Genomic DNA, 15,570 nt, shown 5'->3' with positions numbered 1-15,570 from the left:
ACGAATCAACATGAAAAATACATATAAATATACTTTGCTTTTTGCATCTGCGGTACTTTCTGTAGCCTCATCATGTAAAAAAGCACTTGAAATTTCTCCGGTAAATACCATTGAACAGAGCAATGCATTACGCACTTCAAAAGATGTTGAGGCTGCGCTGGTAGGTTCTTATTCGGCACTTGGAAGCAGAAATCTTTATGGTGGCAGACCATTTTTAATGGCCGATTTCTTAGCAAATACCGATGCCATTGAATGGTATGGAACTTATGCCGAACTTACTCAAACCATCAATAAATCGCTATTAAAAACCAATACCTTTGTAAATAATATTTGGGCGGATAGTTATACCGCAATTAATGATGCCAATAATGTACTGGCAGCGATTGATAAAGTAGATGCCACGAAAAAAAATAAAGTTGAAGGCGAAGCCAAATTTATCAGAGGCTCAGTTTATTTTGACTTGGTAAGACTGTTTGGTAAGGCATATAATGATGGATCGCCATCAACCAACCCAGGGGTACCTATAGTACTAAGTCCTACTATAAATATTACTGATGGAAGTTATGTTAGCAGAGCAAATGTTGCCGCTGTATACACGCAAGCTATTGCTGATTTAACCGATGCAGAGGCTAAGTTACCAGCAACTAATGGTTTCTTTGCTACAAAATTCGCAGCGGCAGGCATGCTGGCCCGAATCTACCTGCAAATGGGAAACTATGCAGCAGCTGGAGCAGCAGCCAATCGTGTGATTACATCTGGCAATTATAACTTAATAAATACTTTTATTGCAGCATTCCCTAAAATGCCCGAACCAGGAAATTCAGGTCAACCAGCAGACAATACAAAAGAAGATGTCTTTGCAATTCAAGTGAGAACCTTAACAGGCTTTAACGCTTATAATGAATTTTATGCCTCATCAACCTATGGTGGGCGTGGAGATGCTGTGATTTCGAAAAATTGGATTGAACGTACTTACAGCACGGATGATGATCGAATTAATGCCTTTTATGATGATGGAGATATGTTCACTTCTAAGTTCGGCAACCAATATGGAAATGTTCCAATTATTAGATTGGCTGAAATGTACCTGATTAGAGCTGAATGTAATGTACGTTTGGCCCCTGCCACACCAATTGGTGGACAAACTCCTCTACAGGATTTGGACGTGATTAGAAATAGGGCTGGATTAACTACAACCACAGCAACTTTAACGGATATCCTGACCGAAAGAAAACTTGAACTTGCTTTTGAGGGCTTTGCGCTTCATGATGCTAAGCGAACGCAAACCAATATCGGATCTATTCCATGGAATGCAAATCAACTGGTATTCCCAATTCCGCAAATTGAAATTGATGCCAACAAAAATATTGTTCAAAATCCAGGTTACTAAACAAAAATGCTCCCGGAAATCGGGAGCATTTTTGTTTAAATCAATTTACACTACTTCAAATCTTTAGCCGCTTCAATAATTTCATCTACCACAGCCGGATCCAACAATGTCGAGGTATCACCCAAATTTGAAGTATCACCCTCTGCTACTTTCCTTAATATTCTCCGCATAATTTTACCGGAACGTGTTTTAGGCAAGCCTGAAACAAAAAGAATTTTATCGGGCTTAGCAATTGCACCAATAACACGTGTTACGGTTTGAAGGATATCTTTTTTAGTCAGTTCAGCTTCACCATGCATTTCAGGGTTAATCACGAAGGCATAAATGCCTTGCCCCTTGACATCGTGTGGATAACCTACAACAGCACTTTCCACTACTCCAGCATGCATATTGATGGCATTCTCCACTTCAGCAGTCCCGATCCGATGCCCTGAAACATTTAAAACATCATCTACACGCCCGGTAATTCTGTAATAACCATCCTCATCGCGTAAGCACCCGTCTCCTGTAAAATATAAATTTGGATAAGTAGAAAAATAAGTCTGTTTACACCGCTCATGGTCTCCATAAGTAGTTCGCAGCATTCCAGGCCATGGAAATTTAATACACAGATTCCCCATTACACCATTCCCAACAATTTCCTGCCCGTTTTCATCAACCAGAATAGGCTGAATGCCAGGCAAAGGCAAGGTTGCAAAACTAGGTTTGGTAGGTGTTACTGTAGCGATGGGCGAAATCATGATCCCTCCGGTTTCTGTTTGCCACCAGGTATCAACAATAGGCGCTTTACCCTTTCCTATTTTTTCATCGAACCAGTGCCAGGCTTCTTCGTTAATAGGTTCTCCTACCGATCCTAAAACGCGGATGCTGCTCAGGTCTTTCCCTTCAAGTGGTTCATCACCATAACTCATTAAAGACCGAATTGCTGTTGGCGCCGTATATAAAGTATTTACTTTGTGTTTTTCTACAACATCCCAAAAACGAGATGGGGTTGGATAAGTAGGGATGCCTTCAAATAATACTGAAGTTGCACCTTGAGACAGCGGACCGTAAACAATGTAAGAGTGACCCGTAATCCAGCCAATATCTGCCGTACAGAAATAAACTTCCCCCGGCTGGTAATTGAAGACGTTGGCAAATGTATAACCGGCATAAACCATGTAGCCGCCACAGGTATGCACAACACCTTTTGGTTTTCCGGTTGAACCGGATGTATAAAGAATGAAAAGCATGTCTTCTGCATCCATCTCTTCCGCTTCACAAATATCATTAACATGCTTCACTTCATCTTCCCACCATACATCACGACCTTTTAACATGGAAACAGGCGTACGCACATGTGTCAGCACAATACATTTTTCTACCGTTGGACACCCAATCAGTGCATCATCAATTACATCTTTTAAAGGAATCTGTTTACTTCCGCGATAGGCACCATCTGCTGTGATCACCACTTTACATTGCGAATCATTAATACGATCGGCGATTGATTTAGCAGAAAAACCGCCAAAAATGACGGAGTGAACGGCACCGATTCTGGCACAAGCCAAAACAGCGATCGCCAGTTCCGGAACCATTGGCATATAGATACAAATGCGGTCGCCTTTTTTTGCACCATTGCGTTTTAATACATTGGCAAAGCGGCAAACACGTTCATGCAGCATTTTATAGGTAAGCGTAACGCTTTCTTCTTCAGGATTATTGGGTTCCCAGATGATGGCAGGTTGATCACCGCTTTTTTCCAGGTGGCGATCCAGACAATTTTCGGTAATATTCAGTTTTGCACCTTCAAACCATTTGATTTCAGGTGCTTCAAAATTCCATGATAATACCTTAAACCAAGGTTTACGCCATTGAAAATTCTGCGCAACCTCCCCCCAGAACTGTTCCGGATTTTCTACGCTTTTTTTGAAATCTTCCTCGTATTGCTTAAAAGATGTAATTTGCATTGCTCAATTATATGTTTTGGATTAGTATCGGCTAATTTAATTAAATAATGATAAGGAGAAATATTCAAAGATGATTAAAATGAATCCTGCACCATATTTAAAAAATATATGAAAATATTTACAGGCTCTCTTGCGCTTTTCATTTATTATTCAGATATTTGCACACTCTTAAAAAAATTAAGCGGACGATATTAACAACTATATTTACAAGTCATGTCAAGAGTTTGTGATTTAACAGGAAAAAAAGCAATGGTAGGTAACAACGTTTCTCACTCAAACGTTAAAACCAAACGCAAATTTTACCCGAACCTTCAACTTCAGAAATTTTATATTCCTGAAGAAAACCGTTGGATTACGTTGAAAGTTTCAACTTCAGCGATCAAAACCATTAATAAAGTGGGTATCAGCGAAGCCATTAACCGTTTCGTTAAAAAAGGATTTTTGTAAAAACATTAACTGTTGAGATTAACAGTTTAAATTTATATTATAATGGCAAAAAAAGGTAACAGAGTTCAGGTTATTTTAGAATGTACTGAACATAAAGAAAGTGGCATGCCAGGTATGTCTAGATATATTTCTACCAAAAACCGTAAAAACACGACCGAGCGTTTAGAATTGAAAAAATTCAATCCGGTATTGAGAAAAGTAACCGTACATAAAGAGATAAAATAATTGGATGATAGATTGATTCAATGATTGAGTTAAAATTCTTTCATTTCAACATTCTATAATTCGATCATTAAAATTATAAAAACATGGCAAAGAAAGTAGTTGCAACCCTTAAAACAGGTACAGGTAAAGAATATTCGAAAGTAATTACAATGGTTAAATCACCAAAAACAGGTGCTTATTCATTTAAAGAACTTATCGTTCATAACGACCACGTAAAAGATGCTGTTGCATCTAAATAAGGTTAGTATTTTAATATTGAACATATTAAAGGCCGTTCCGTTTTAACCGGAAGGGCTTTTTTTGTTATATAAAATTTAGATATGGGCTTATTTGATTTTTTCAAGAAGAAAGAGGCTGCGCCTGAAGCTCAGGAAGCTTTAGAGAAGGGTTTAGAGAAAACAAAAGATGGTTTCTTTAATAAAATTACCAAAGCTGTTGCCGGTAAATCTACTGTTGATGATGAAGTACTGGATAACTTGGAGGAAGTTTTAGTCACTTCTGATGTGGGCGTAAAAACCACTTTAAAGATTATTTCACGTATTGAGGGCCGTGTATCAAAAGATAAATACCTCAATACTTCTGAATTGAATTACATCCTTCGCGATGAAATCCAATTGCTTTTATCAGAAAACAACAGCAATGATTTCCGCCAGTTTGAATATGGCGACCATAAGCCTTATGTCATTATGGTCGTGGGTGTAAATGGCGTGGGAAAAACCACAACGATTGGTAAGCTGGCGCATAAACTGAAAGAATCGGGCTTAAAAGTTGTTTTAGGTGCCGCTGATACTTTTAGGGCGGCAGCTGTAGATCAGATTAAACTCTGGGGCGAACGTGTAGGTGTTCGGGTAGTGGCGCAAGCCATGGGCTCTGATCCTGCTTCTGTTGCTTTTGACACGCTGCAATCAGCCGTAGCTGCTGGTGAAGATGTCGTAATTATCGATACAGCCGGCCGTTTACACAATAAAGTTGGCTTGATGAATGAATTGGGTAAAATTAAGCAGGTGATGCAAAAAGTGGTACCTAATGCCCCACATGAGATTTTATTGGTGCTGGATGCCTCTACCGGACAAAATGCTTTTGAGCAATGCAAGCAGTTTACAGAAGCTACTGATGTAAATGCATTAGCCATTACAAAACTAGACGGAACGGCTAAAGGCGGCGTGGTAATTGGTATTTCTGATCAGTTTAAAATACCCGTTAAATACATTGGTGTGGGTGAAAAAATAGGAGATTTACAGCTTTTTGATAAAAAAGAGTTTGTGAATAGCTTGTTTAAATAACGCAATCTGTTGAGTACAAATATTTTTCACTTCGTGGTTGATTCCATAGATTACATGATTACACCGATTTTATGTAATTTCAATAATGGAAGCATATGAAAATCATGAACTTACAAGAATTATAATTGGCTGTTGTTATGAAGTTCATACTCAATTAGGACCAGGCTTTTTAGAGAGAATCTATGCAAATGCACTTAAAATAAAACTTCGCCAAGCCGGGCTCAGTTTTGAAGTTGAAAAGGAATTTGTAGTCATATTTGAAAATCAGATGATTGGTAAATTTCGATGTGATTTAGTAGTTGAAAACAAAGTGATAGTAGAGCTTAAATCCATAACAGGATTTCAACCAAAATTATTCCAGCACCAGGTTATTTCCTATTTAAAGGCAAGTAAAATTAAAACTGGATTATTGATTAACTTTGGAAACATAAGTTGCGAAGTTAAAAGGATATCGGTTTAATCTCTTAAATACCACATCCGATCTGTGGAATCGTCAAATCTGTGACATCAAACCGTAGGTAAGACGTAATAAACAATAATATGAATACCAAAATTATAAAAAGTAAATCTGCCATAAAACAACCTAAAATCAATGTGATTACTTTGGGTTGCTCTAAAAATATTTACGATTCGGAAGTATTGATGGGACAGCTGCGTGGAAACAATTTAAATGTGGTGCACGAATCTGACAAAATGGGAAAAGATGATATCGTAGTCATTAATACCTGTGGATTTATAGATAATGCCAAACAGGAATCAATTGATACCATTCTGCAGTTCAGCGAGCTGAAAGAAGCTGGCAAGATAGGAAAGGTTGTAGTTACAGGATGTTTATCTGAGCGTTACAAACCCGAACTGGAATCAGAAATCACCAATGTTGATGCCTTTTTCGGCACCAATGATTTGCAAAATATCTTACATGAACTAGGAGCGAATTACAAACATGAACTGATTGGTGAACGTTTGCTTACCACCCCTTCTCATTTCGCCTATTTTAAAATTGCCGAAGGCTGTAACCGTCCGTGTTCATTTTGTGCCATCCCGCTGATGCGCGGAAAGCACATGAGTAAACCCATGGAAGAATTGGTTAACGAAGCCAAAATCCTGGCCAAAAATGGCACAAAAGAGTTAATTTTAATTGCGCAGGACCTCACCTATTATGGGCTTGATTTATATGGCGTTCGTAAATTAGATGAACTGATGCGCCGCCTTTCTGACGTTCCCGGAATTGAATGGATCCGTTTGCAATATGCCTATCCGAGTGGTTTCCCAATGGAAATTTTAGATGCCATGAATGAGCGTGATAACATTTGTAATTACCTTGACATGCCGTTGCAGCACATTACGGATAACATGTTAAAATCCATGCGCCGTGGGACCACGAAACAGAAAACCATCGACCTGGTAAACCAGATCAGAGATAAGGTGCCGAATATAGCCATGCGTACAACATTGATTTGTGGTTATCCCGGCGAAACACAGCATGATTTTGAAGAAATGGCTGCTTGGGTGGCAGAAACTAAATTTGATCGCTTAGGTTGTTTCACGTATTCGCATGAGGAAAAAACACATGCACATACGCTGACTGATAATATACCTGATGAGGTAAAGCAACAACGTGTTGATGACATTATGGAAATTCAGCAAGGCATTTCATTTGAGATCAACCAGGAAAAAGTTGGTCAGACATTTAAAGTACTGGTTGACAAAAAAGAAGGCGACTTCTTTGTGGGAAGAACAGAGTTTGATTCTCCCGAAGTAGACAATGAAGTTTTAATAGATGCTGCAACAGGTTATGCCGCAAACGGAAGTTTCGTTCGGGTTAAGATAGACCGTGCCGAAGATTTCGATTTGTATGGCACAATCGTTTAAGATAATTACCTTTACATTAATCCCGATAGCAATACTCCTATCGGGATTTTTTTTGCTGTTATTTTTTCTTTGAACTGTAGCGGTATCCCTAACACAGTCGTTTAAAGAAAAAAACAATGATGAAAAAAATCTTTATCGTTCTCGCAGTCATGCTTGTCGTTGGCATTGCTTGTAAAAAAACAATTGATCCGGGCGGAGGTGCATGTGCCTGCTCCCCTACCGAAGAACCATCTTACTTAAGTTTATCTATAAAAGGAGATAATGGTTCAGATTTGTTAAATGCAGCAAATGTTGGTGCATTTAGTAAAGATCAAATACAACTTTATTATAAGGACAATCAAGGCGTTTCGCAGTCAATAGAATTTACCATCAGGCAATCTTTCTCTCGTGGAACCACGGTATATGCATTTAACCAGTTATTTTCTACTCAAATTACGTCACTTGCTAAAAACATCAATCACACATTTTACCTGAAACTTGGCGATCGCCAGCCGTTAGCACTTAACCTGAAGATGAATGGAAACAAAACAGAGCAGTTGTTAATAGATCAGGTAGCAGTACCTCTGGAAACAATGGTACCAAATGACGATTTCTACATCAAAAGTATATTTTCGCTAAAATTATAAAGCAAAAAAGCAGCTCATTATGATTGAGCTGCTTTCCTTGCTAAATTTGCCTGACCCTATTTTTTAGATTGTGGTCTGTTTTTGATCTGGCTAGCTTTTAACCAGATTTTTGCACCTTTAGCATTAACATAATACTTTTCGTTTTTCGAATTGATGTATACATCAGAACCATCAGGTGCCATCTTACCTTTCCAGGTTTTATCTGCAACCTTTGAACCACCTTTAACAGCAACTTCAGCCGTTTTATTGCCTACAGATTTTGCACCTTTTTCAATAGCTTTACCGGTATGATCTAATGCTTTTCCTACTTCTGTTTTTTTCTCTTGTGCACCAGCACTGAAGGTTAATCCACCAACTAATGCAAGCGCTAATAATCCGATTGAAAATTTCTTTTTCATGGCCTTTATATTTATTTCAGATGATAACAGCCGTTGATTAATTTTGTTTTAATTTACAGGCAACCAAAATGTTAAATAATTTTACATTTCCATTCCAGTGTTAAAAACCAGATTAATAAATTGAAGGTAATACCATCAAAGAATGGTAAGCGGTGCAATAAACGTGGTGTAGTACATCTTTTCCATCACCGCAACAAATGATTAATTTAATTTTTCAGCCAGTAACTTCATCTCCACCTGTGGTGAACGGTTACCGTATAAAATATTATGAACGGCCTTGCTGATTGGCATATCTACATCATATGACTGATTTTTAATATGCATACATTTAACGGCATAATAGCCCTCCGCAATCATATTCATTTCAAGCTGTGCCGATTTAACGGTATAGCCCTTGCCTACCATATTGCCAAAAGTACGGTTACGACTGAACTGAGAGTAAGCCGTAACCAGTAAATCGCCCAGATAGGCAGATTCCATAATGTCTCTGTCGATTGGATGCACTGCATCAACAAAACGCTTAATTTCACGGATGGCATTGCTGATTAATACGGCCTGGAAATTATCACCATAACCAATACCATGGCAAATACCGCTGGCCACCGCATAAATATTTTTTAATACTGCAGCGTATTCGGTACCGAAAATATCATCTGATACATTGGTTTTGATATAACGGGTATTTAAAAATGCCGCAAATGTAGCAGCCTTTTCCACATCCGTACAGGCAATGGTCAGGTAAGAAAGCTTTTCGAAAGCCACTTCCTCTGCATGGCAGGGACCACTGACCACTAAAATATTTTCATAAGGCACCTGATAAACTTCGTGCAAAAACTCACCGATGATCAGGTTATCCTCCGGTACGATTCCTTTTATCGCCGAAATAATTTTTTTCCCTTTTAAATCTTCCGGAGTAATGCCTTTTAAACTTTCTTTTAAAAAAGCAGCAGGAACATTCAAGATGACAAAATCTGCTGACTGGATGATACAGGCAATATCTGAAGAAATCTGATGTTCAGGCAATTTAATTTCTACAGAACTAAGGTAATGAGGATTGTGCTTAAACTTTTTAATGTGTTCAATCGCCACTTCATTGCGCATCCACCAATAAATTTCCTTCTCAGATAAATTATCAGATAGCATTTTCACAATAGCCGTAGCCCAGCTACCGCCTCCTATCATTGCTATTTTAGGTACCATTCTATAAAAAAGATTTAAGGTAAAAGGTGTAAGCTTTAGGATATAGACCATTGCCTTAAATCCTAAACCTTACACCTTAAACAACGCAAGTTACTATTTCTTGCGATTAATTATCATCTACTTTTTACCGTCTTTGCTAAACAATTGGTCTTTAGCTGTTTTTTCTACGATCATTCCATCCTTTAATTTATTTTGAATGGCAGAATATGGTCCGGTTACAATTTCTTGTCCGGCTTTAAGACCAGATTTAACAATAATAAACTGATCGTTTTGGATACCAGTGGTTACTTCAGCTTTTTTAACCTTTTTGGTTTTAGCATCGTAAGTGTATACAAACTGCTTAACCTTTTTATCTGTTAATTTAGATTTTTGTTTATCTGCACTTTCCTGATTCCCCTGGTTTTGATCGGCATTTTTACCGCTTTCAGTAAATACGGCCTGAATCGGAATGGCTAAACCATTCACTGAAGCACTTTCGATATCTACTGTAGCTGACATCCCGGGACGGAAAATAGATTGCTGTTTGCCTTCCATAACCTCAGTAATCCTGATTTTAACTGAAAAGTTGGTTACCTGATCTACAGAAGTGCCGGTGGTCGTACCAACAGCGGTTGATGAACTGGCAATTTCAGTAACGATTCCCCTGAATTTTTTATCAGAAAATGCGTCAACTTCTATTGCAGCCTTATCACCCACTTTAACGCGGGTAATATCATTTTCATTCACATCCACATTCACTTCCATGGAAGATAAATTTGATATGCGCATAATTTCGGTACCGGCCATTTGAGAAGTACCTAAAATACGGTCGCCTAATTCGATGGAAAGTTTAGAAACTACCCCGTCTGCCGGTGCATAAATTGTTGTTCTGGCTAAGTTCGCTCCTGCTTCTTTCACATTTGCACCAGTTTGCTCCAGTGTAAACTTGGCACCGGTTACACTTTCTTTAGCGCTGGCTAATGTTGCTTTAGCGGTTAAATATGCTGCTTTGGCCGAATCAAATTCAGAAGCAGAAATTACCTTTTTCTGAAACAGTTCAACATTACGTTTATAGGTGGCTTCCGCATTAACAAAGTTAGCCTGATTTTGGATCAGCTGTTGTTGTGCAGCCGCTACACTTGCTTTTTGTGCATTAAATGTTGCCACGCTTCTTTCATAACCTGACTGTAAGATATCCGGACGAACCTTACAAAGCAGCTGGCCTGCCTTTACAATATCACCTTCTTTGACCTTCAATTCTACTACTTCTCCTGAAACCTCAGAGCTGAGTTTAACTTCGGTTTCGGGTTGAATTTTACCACTTGCGGTTACTGTTTCCACAACATTTTTTGTGTTTGCTTTTTCAGTAGTTACTTTCTCAGTTTTATCTCCGCCAATCACACCCGCCAGTTTTAATCCGATAAGAATGGCAATGATCACACCAATGGTAATGAGTATATGTTTCAGTTTCATAATTGTTAATGTGTTTCCTTTGTGGTTATTTAAAATGTTATCTGTTTCCCTAAGTAATAATCAATCACTTTGGCTCTGAATAAAAGATCATATTTAGCCTGAATAAAATCTATTTCCGCTTTATTTCTATTCGTCTGGGCTGTACTGTAATCCAATGAATTTACCAGGCCAACATTGTAACGTTGCTCAACTACATAAAATGCATCTTTTTGAGCATCAAAAGCATTTTGTGTAGAACTGTACCGGCTTTCGGCTGCTTTTAAATCCGTTGTGGCCTGAAAGATTACCTTATTTAAATTGTTCTTTGCAAGCTGCTCTGAAGTTAATGTATTCTGATAAGTTATTTTCGCCCTCCGGACATTTGAGCGGGCAGTAAATCCATTAAAAATAGGAATCTGTAAACTCATCCCAATACTTTGTCCTAAACGTTGATTAATCTGATCTGCAAATGATGACTGCGGAAATGCTCCGGAATAATCAAACTGGTACGAATAAGAAGTATTAAGTCCGGCACCCAGGCTTAACGAAGGCGCATAAGCACCTTTTGCAACTGCAATTGCTTGTTTAGCTGCCAGTGAACGTAAATTTGCCAGTTTTATATCCGGAAAAATGTTCAAGGCATTATTGTAAATTTCTTCAGCATTAGCTGCTGAAGAAGCTGCTTTAACATTATCAATTAATGGTGCCTGCACAACAAATCGCTGGTTGGGTTGCATTTCCATAAGCTGCCCCAGCGTTAAATAAGAAATTGACAACGCATTTTGAGCATTTGTTAAATTAAGCTCTGCAGTGGCCGCCTGAGATTTAGCCTGAGATACATCAGCAAGTGTTTTATTTCCCGCATCAAGTAAAGCATTTTCCCTGATTAAAGTTTTATTGGCTATATCCAATTGTTCTTTTGATGCCCTTTCCAAGTCAGCATTATATAAAACCTGAAGGTAGGCCGTAACCACACTTAAAATTAAATCATTTTTAATCTTGTCTACATTGGTTTGATCAGCTTGTAATAACAATTTATTTTGTCTGATCTGATTAATTTTAGAAAAGCCTTGAAACAAATTAACATTAGAACCCAAATTACCGCTTGTATATAAGGATGTTTGATTGGTCACCTGAAAAGTGGTTTGATCCAAACCACGTCCGAATGTTAAATTTGGACTCACACTTGCGCTTAAGGTCGGATACAATGCGTATTTAGATTGCGTTAAATTTTCATCAGTAATTGCAGCATTAAACTGCGCCTGCTTAATGGTAAGATTATTTTTCAAGGTATTATCAACCGCTTGCTGTATGGTAATGACTTCCTGTGCTTTAAGCGTTTGGCCAAAACCTAGCGCAACTAACAATACAGAACCGGTAAAAAACTTTGTTTGGGTAAACATCTTCATAATTTGTTTTCAAATCTATATAAACAACTCTAATAATTTAAATCTGTACAGGCATTTACTAACTTTGAAATTAAATGTACCTGATCAAATCACCGCTTCTGCTAAAATGGTATTATCCATCTTTGTTGTGGAATAAATCCCGCACCGAAAAAGTTATTTATTTGACCTTTGACGATGGACCTATACCCAATGTTACAGAATTTGTATTAAAAACTTTAAAAGCCTTTAATGCAAAAGCTACTTTTTTTTGCATTGGCGATAATATTGTAAAGCATCCTGAAATTTACGCTAAAGTTATAAAGGACAGTCATGCCATCGGAAACCATACTTTTAACCATTTAAAAGGCTGGAAAACCGATGATGAAACCTATCTCCAAAACACTTTAAAATGCCAGCAACTTACCCAAACCAACCTTTTCAGACCACCTTACGGAAGAATAAAGAAAAGTCAGATTGCGAGTCTTCAGTCCTTAGTCCAAAGCCCAAAGCCAGACTCCAAACTGAACATCGTCATGTGGGATGTACTCAGTGGTGACTTCGACATTAAACTTTCTCCTGAAAAATGCTATCAAAATGTAATTAAACATACCGAGAACGGCTCCATCATTGTTTTTCATGATAGCTTAAAGGCTTTTGACAGATTGGAATATGCATTACCACGGGTTTTAAAATATTTTACGGGTAAAGGTTTCACTTTTTCAACGCTTTAGCTTTTAGCGATTGCTATGCCAATAAAATTAATCTGATTACAGGTGCGTTGGACACACATTCCTTTCCTATTTAAAACTTAAAGCGTCCGTAATTGAACAACTATGTTCGTTAGCGGACAATTATTTTTACGGATATTAATCAATACCGTGATTAAGTATATTTTAGCAAACGTTATACTAAAAAGTATAACATTTATATAAACTTCAATACTTATAACCACCTGAGCATATTTTATTTAGAACATTTCCAAATAATACAATGATCTAAGGATGACCCGAAGAGGTGCTTTTTTTTTGTAAATTCGCAGCTATTAGAATAGAAGTATTACCTTTTAACCAATAAAATCGATGGCTTTTGATATAGACATGATTAAAAAGGTGTATGCAAACTTTGGAAGCCGTGTTGATGCGGCCCGTAAAATTGTTGGCAGACCTTTAACATTATCAGAAAAAATATTGTATGCTCACCTTTGGGATGGCGATCCTAAAAAAGCATTTTCACGCGGAACTGATTATGTAGATTTCGCACCAGACCGCGTTGCGATGCAAGATGCAACCGCTCAAATGGCGCTTTTGCAATTTATGCAGGCGGGCCGTCCACAAGTGGCTGTTCCCTCTACCGTTCACTGCGATCACTTAATTACCGCAAAAGAAGGTGCTTCAATTGATTTGCCTCACGCCAGAACAGAAAGTGCTGAAGTTTTTGATTTCTTATCATCTGTATCAAATAAATATGGTATCGGCTTCTGGAAACCCGGAGCAGGTATTATTCACCAGGTCGTTTTAGAAAATTATGCATTCCCGGGTGGAATGATGATTGGAACCGACTCACACACGGTGAATGCCGGTGGTTTAGGTATGGTTGCTATTGGTGTTGGTGGTGCTGATGCTTGTGATGTAATGGCTGGTTTACCTTGGGAACTTAAATTTCCAAAGTTAATTGGAGTTAAACTAACAGGTAAATTAAATGGCTGGACTGCTGCTAAAGACGTTATCCTGAAAGTGGCTGGTATCTTAACTGTAAAAGGTGGTACCGGTGCAATAGTAGAATATTTCGGTGATGGTGCTACATCAATGAGTTGTACCGGTAAAGGTACCATCTGTAACATGGGTGCTGAAATTGGCGCAACAACTTCAACCTTTGGTTACGATGAAAGCATGGAGCGTTATTTACGTGCTACAAACAGAAATGAAGTTGCTGATGAGGCAAACAAAATCGCGGCATATTTAACTGGAGACAGCGAAGTTTATGCTAATCCTGAAAATTATTTCGATCAGGTTATTGAAATTAATCTTGATGAGTTAGAGCCTTATCTAAATGGTCCTTTTACACCAGATTTAGCTACTCCTGTTTCTCAGATGAAAGTGGAGGCAGAGAAAAATGGCTGGCCTTTAAAAGTAGAATGGGGATTGATTGGTTCTTGTACCAACTCTTCTTATGAAGATTTATCAAGAGCAGCATCTATCGCTAACCAGGCTATTGAAAAAGGATTGGTAACCAAAGCTGATTTTGGTATTAATCCTGGATCTGAGCAGGTTCGTTATACCGCAGACCGTGATGGCTTCTTAAAAACATTTGAAGATTTAAACGCAACTATCTTTACCAATGCCTGTGGACCATGTATCGGTATGTGGGACAGAACAGGTTCAGAAAAAGCTGAAAAAAATACAATCGTACATTCGTTTAACAGAAACTTTGCTAAACGTGCCGATGGTAATCCAAATACTTTCGCTTTTGTAGCCTCACCAGAAATGGTTGCTGCAATTGCTATTGCAGGCGATTTAGGCTTTAATCCATTAACGGATACGTTAATAAATGATAAAGGCGAACAGATCAAATTAGACCCACCTACAGGTGACGAATTGCCGACAAAAGGTTTCGCGGTAGAGGATGCAGGTTATCAGGCACCAGCTGCCGATGGTTCTGCTGTGGAAGTTTTGGTTTCTCCAACTTCTCACCGTTTGCAACTGTTAGATCCATTTACACCTTGGGAAGGCACCGATTTAAAAGGTTTGAATCTTTTAATCAAAGCTAAAGGAAAATGTACAACGGATCATATTTCTATGGCAGGCCCATGGTTAAAATTCCGTGGTCACTTAGATAACATCTCTAACAACATGTTAATTGGAGCAGTGAACTACTTCAATGATAAGACCGATAATGTTAAAAATAATTTAACAGGCGAATACGGTCCTGTTCCGGCTACACAACGTGATTATAAAGCGGCGGGTATCGGTTCAATCGTAGTTGGTGATGAGAATTATGGTGAAGGTTCATCTCGTGAACACGCAGCTATGGAACCTCGTCATTTAGGTGTTCGTGCTGTACTGGTAAAATCTTTTGCCCGTATTCATGAAACTAACCTTAAAAAACAAGGGATGTTGGGCTTAACTTTCGCAGATAAAGATGATTATGATAAAATCCTGGAGGATGATAAAATCGACATCTTAGGCTTAACAGAGTTTGCACCTGATAAACCATTAACATTGGTGTTACACCATGCAGATGGTACTGAAGAGTCATTCCCGGTTAACCACAGTTATAATGCACAACAAATCGACTGGTTTAAAGCTGGTGGAGCATTAAACATTATCAGGGCAGAAGCTGCTGCTAAAGCCGCGCTTTAATT

At 38.3% G+C, this 15,570-nt stretch carries 15 protein-coding genes; 10 read left to right on the top strand and 5 right to left on the bottom strand.

Annotated elements, in window-relative coordinates:
• Positions 1-10 precede the first annotated feature (10 nt).
• Positions 11-1,390, top strand: coding sequence for a RagB/SusD family nutrient uptake outer membrane protein (locus OQ267_RS05780; protein ID WP_265835191.1), 1,380 nt, complete (start codon positions 11-13; stop codon positions 1,388-1,390).
• 50 nt (positions 1,391-1,440) lie between these two features.
• Here OQ267_RS05780 and acs read toward each other — a convergent pair whose 3' ends face one another.
• The gene (gene acs / locus OQ267_RS05775) at positions 1,441-3,339 is read right to left on the bottom strand and encodes an acetate--CoA ligase (protein ID WP_265835190.1); all 1,899 of its coding nucleotides are present in this window, start codon (positions 3,337-3,339) and stop codon (positions 1,441-1,443) included.
• Between the two features lie 213 nt (positions 3,340-3,552).
• Between acs and rpmB the strand changes: the two genes are divergently transcribed.
• From rpmB to OQ267_RS05740, 7 genes are all read left to right on the top strand, one after another.
• Positions 3,553-3,786 (top strand): 50S ribosomal protein L28, encoded by a 234-nt coding sequence (rpmB, locus tag OQ267_RS05770; RefSeq protein ID WP_025145121.1) that lies wholly within the window; start codon positions 3,553-3,555, stop codon positions 3,784-3,786.
• Between the two features lie 42 nt (positions 3,787-3,828).
• Positions 3,829-4,011, top strand: coding sequence for a 50S ribosomal protein L33 (gene rpmG, locus OQ267_RS05765; protein WP_010599807.1), 183 nt, complete (start codon positions 3,829-3,831; stop codon positions 4,009-4,011).
• Between the two features lie 83 nt (positions 4,012-4,094).
• Complete coding sequence (locus OQ267_RS05760; RefSeq protein ID WP_088301992.1) at positions 4,095-4,250, top strand: DUF4295 domain-containing protein; 156 nt, start codon at positions 4,095-4,097, stop codon at positions 4,248-4,250.
• Between the two features lie 81 nt (positions 4,251-4,331).
• Entirely contained in the window at positions 4,332-5,294 is a 963-nt protein-coding gene (gene ftsY / locus OQ267_RS05755; protein WP_265835189.1) for a signal recognition particle-docking protein FtsY, read from the top strand.
• A gap of 85 nt (positions 5,295-5,379) precedes the next feature.
• Positions 5,380-5,754, top strand: a complete 375-nt coding sequence (locus OQ267_RS05750; protein ID WP_088301990.1) for a GxxExxY protein — start codon at positions 5,380-5,382, stop codon at positions 5,752-5,754.
• Between the two features lie 80 nt (positions 5,755-5,834).
• Positions 5,835-7,166: a 30S ribosomal protein S12 methylthiotransferase RimO gene (gene rimO, locus OQ267_RS05745; protein ID WP_265835188.1), complete on the top strand. Its 1,332-nt coding sequence runs from the start codon at positions 5,835-5,837 to the stop codon at positions 7,164-7,166.
• Positions 7,167-7,282: 116 nt separating this feature from the next.
• The gene (locus OQ267_RS05740) at positions 7,283-7,792 is read left to right on the top strand and encodes a hypothetical protein (RefSeq protein WP_265835187.1); all 510 of its coding nucleotides are present in this window, start codon (positions 7,283-7,285) and stop codon (positions 7,790-7,792) included.
• A gap of 56 nt (positions 7,793-7,848) precedes the next feature.
• Here OQ267_RS05740 and OQ267_RS05735 read toward each other — a convergent pair whose 3' ends face one another.
• The 4 genes from OQ267_RS05735 to OQ267_RS05720 all read right to left on the bottom strand — a co-directional run bounded on the left by OQ267_RS05735 (position 7,849) and on the right by OQ267_RS05720 (position 12,230).
• The gene (locus OQ267_RS05735; RefSeq protein ID WP_088301987.1) at positions 7,849-8,190 is read right to left on the bottom strand and encodes a hypothetical protein; all 342 of its coding nucleotides are present in this window, start codon (positions 8,188-8,190) and stop codon (positions 7,849-7,851) included.
• Between the two features lie 201 nt (positions 8,191-8,391).
• A complete protein-coding gene (locus OQ267_RS05730) occupies positions 8,392-9,390 on the bottom strand; it encodes an NAD(P)H-dependent glycerol-3-phosphate dehydrogenase (protein WP_253249045.1) in 999 nt (332 codons plus the stop codon).
• A 117-nt stretch (positions 9,391-9,507) separates the two neighbouring features.
• On the bottom strand, positions 9,508-10,842 hold the full coding sequence (locus OQ267_RS05725; RefSeq protein ID WP_088301986.1) for an efflux RND transporter periplasmic adaptor subunit: 1,335 nt from the start codon (positions 10,840-10,842) through the stop codon (positions 9,508-9,510).
• Positions 10,843-10,871: 29 nt separating this feature from the next.
• Entirely contained in the window at positions 10,872-12,230 is a 1,359-nt protein-coding gene (locus tag OQ267_RS05720) for a TolC family protein (protein ID WP_265835186.1), read from the bottom strand.
• Between the two features lie 74 nt (positions 12,231-12,304).
• Between OQ267_RS05720 and OQ267_RS05715 the strand changes: the two genes are divergently transcribed.
• Complete coding sequence (locus tag OQ267_RS05715) at positions 12,305-12,940, top strand: polysaccharide deacetylase family protein (RefSeq protein ID WP_265835185.1); 636 nt, start codon at positions 12,305-12,307, stop codon at positions 12,938-12,940.
• Positions 12,941-13,288: 348 nt separating this feature from the next.
• Positions 13,289-15,568 carry an aconitate hydratase gene (locus OQ267_RS05710; RefSeq protein ID WP_265835184.1) on the top strand — a complete coding sequence of 760 codons (2,280 nt, stop codon included), beginning with the start codon at positions 13,289-13,291 and terminating at the stop codon, positions 15,566-15,568.
• Positions 15,569-15,570: the final 2 nt, after the last annotated feature.

The organism is Pedobacter sp. MR22-3 (assembly GCF_026240075.1).
Classification (GTDB): Bacteria; Bacteroidota; Bacteroidia; order Sphingobacteriales; family Sphingobacteriaceae; genus Pedobacter.
This window is presented reverse-complemented; position numbering and strand designations above follow the sequence as displayed.

What these genes read in the sequence shown, in the direction of transcription:
- OQ267_RS05715 (WP_265835185.1), top strand. Translation starts at nt 12,305, where the DNA reads ATGTACCTGATCAAATCACCGCTTCTGCTAAAATGGTATTATCCATCT.
- rpmG (WP_010599807.1), top strand. Translation starts at nt 3,829, where the DNA reads ATGGCAAAAAAAGGTAACAGAGTTCAGGTTATTTTAGAATGTACTGAA.
- OQ267_RS05725 (WP_088301986.1), bottom strand. Translation starts at nt 10,842, where the DNA reads ATGAAACTGAAACATATACTCATTACCATTGGTGTGATCATTGCCATT.
- OQ267_RS05735 (WP_088301987.1), bottom strand. Translation starts at nt 8,190, where the DNA reads ATGAAAAAGAAATTTTCAATCGGATTATTAGCGCTTGCATTAGTTGGT.
- OQ267_RS05760 (WP_088301992.1), top strand. Translation starts at nt 4,095, where the DNA reads ATGGCAAAGAAAGTAGTTGCAACCCTTAAAACAGGTACAGGTAAAGAA.
- ftsY (WP_265835189.1), top strand. Translation starts at nt 4,332, where the DNA reads ATGGGCTTATTTGATTTTTTCAAGAAGAAAGAGGCTGCGCCTGAAGCT.
- OQ267_RS05710 (WP_265835184.1), top strand. Translation starts at nt 13,289, where the DNA reads ATGGCTTTTGATATAGACATGATTAAAAAGGTGTATGCAAACTTTGGA.
- OQ267_RS05730 (WP_253249045.1), bottom strand. Translation starts at nt 9,390, where the DNA reads ATGGTACCTAAAATAGCAATGATAGGAGGCGGTAGCTGGGCTACGGCT.
- rimO (WP_265835188.1), top strand. Translation starts at nt 5,835, where the DNA reads ATGAATACCAAAATTATAAAAAGTAAATCTGCCATAAAACAACCTAAA.
- OQ267_RS05720 (WP_265835186.1), bottom strand. Translation starts at nt 12,230, where the DNA reads ATGAAGATGTTTACCCAAACAAAGTTTTTTACCGGTTCTGTATTGTTA.
- acs (WP_265835190.1), bottom strand. Translation starts at nt 3,339, where the DNA reads ATGCAAATTACATCTTTTAAGCAATACGAGGAAGATTTCAAAAAAAGC.
- rpmB (WP_025145121.1), top strand. Translation starts at nt 3,553, where the DNA reads ATGTCAAGAGTTTGTGATTTAACAGGAAAAAAAGCAATGGTAGGTAAC.
- OQ267_RS05740 (WP_265835187.1), top strand. Translation starts at nt 7,283, where the DNA reads ATGATGAAAAAAATCTTTATCGTTCTCGCAGTCATGCTTGTCGTTGGC.
- OQ267_RS05780 (WP_265835191.1), top strand. Translation starts at nt 11, where the DNA reads ATGAAAAATACATATAAATATACTTTGCTTTTTGCATCTGCGGTACTT.
- OQ267_RS05750 (WP_088301990.1), top strand. Translation starts at nt 5,380, where the DNA reads ATGGAAGCATATGAAAATCATGAACTTACAAGAATTATAATTGGCTGT.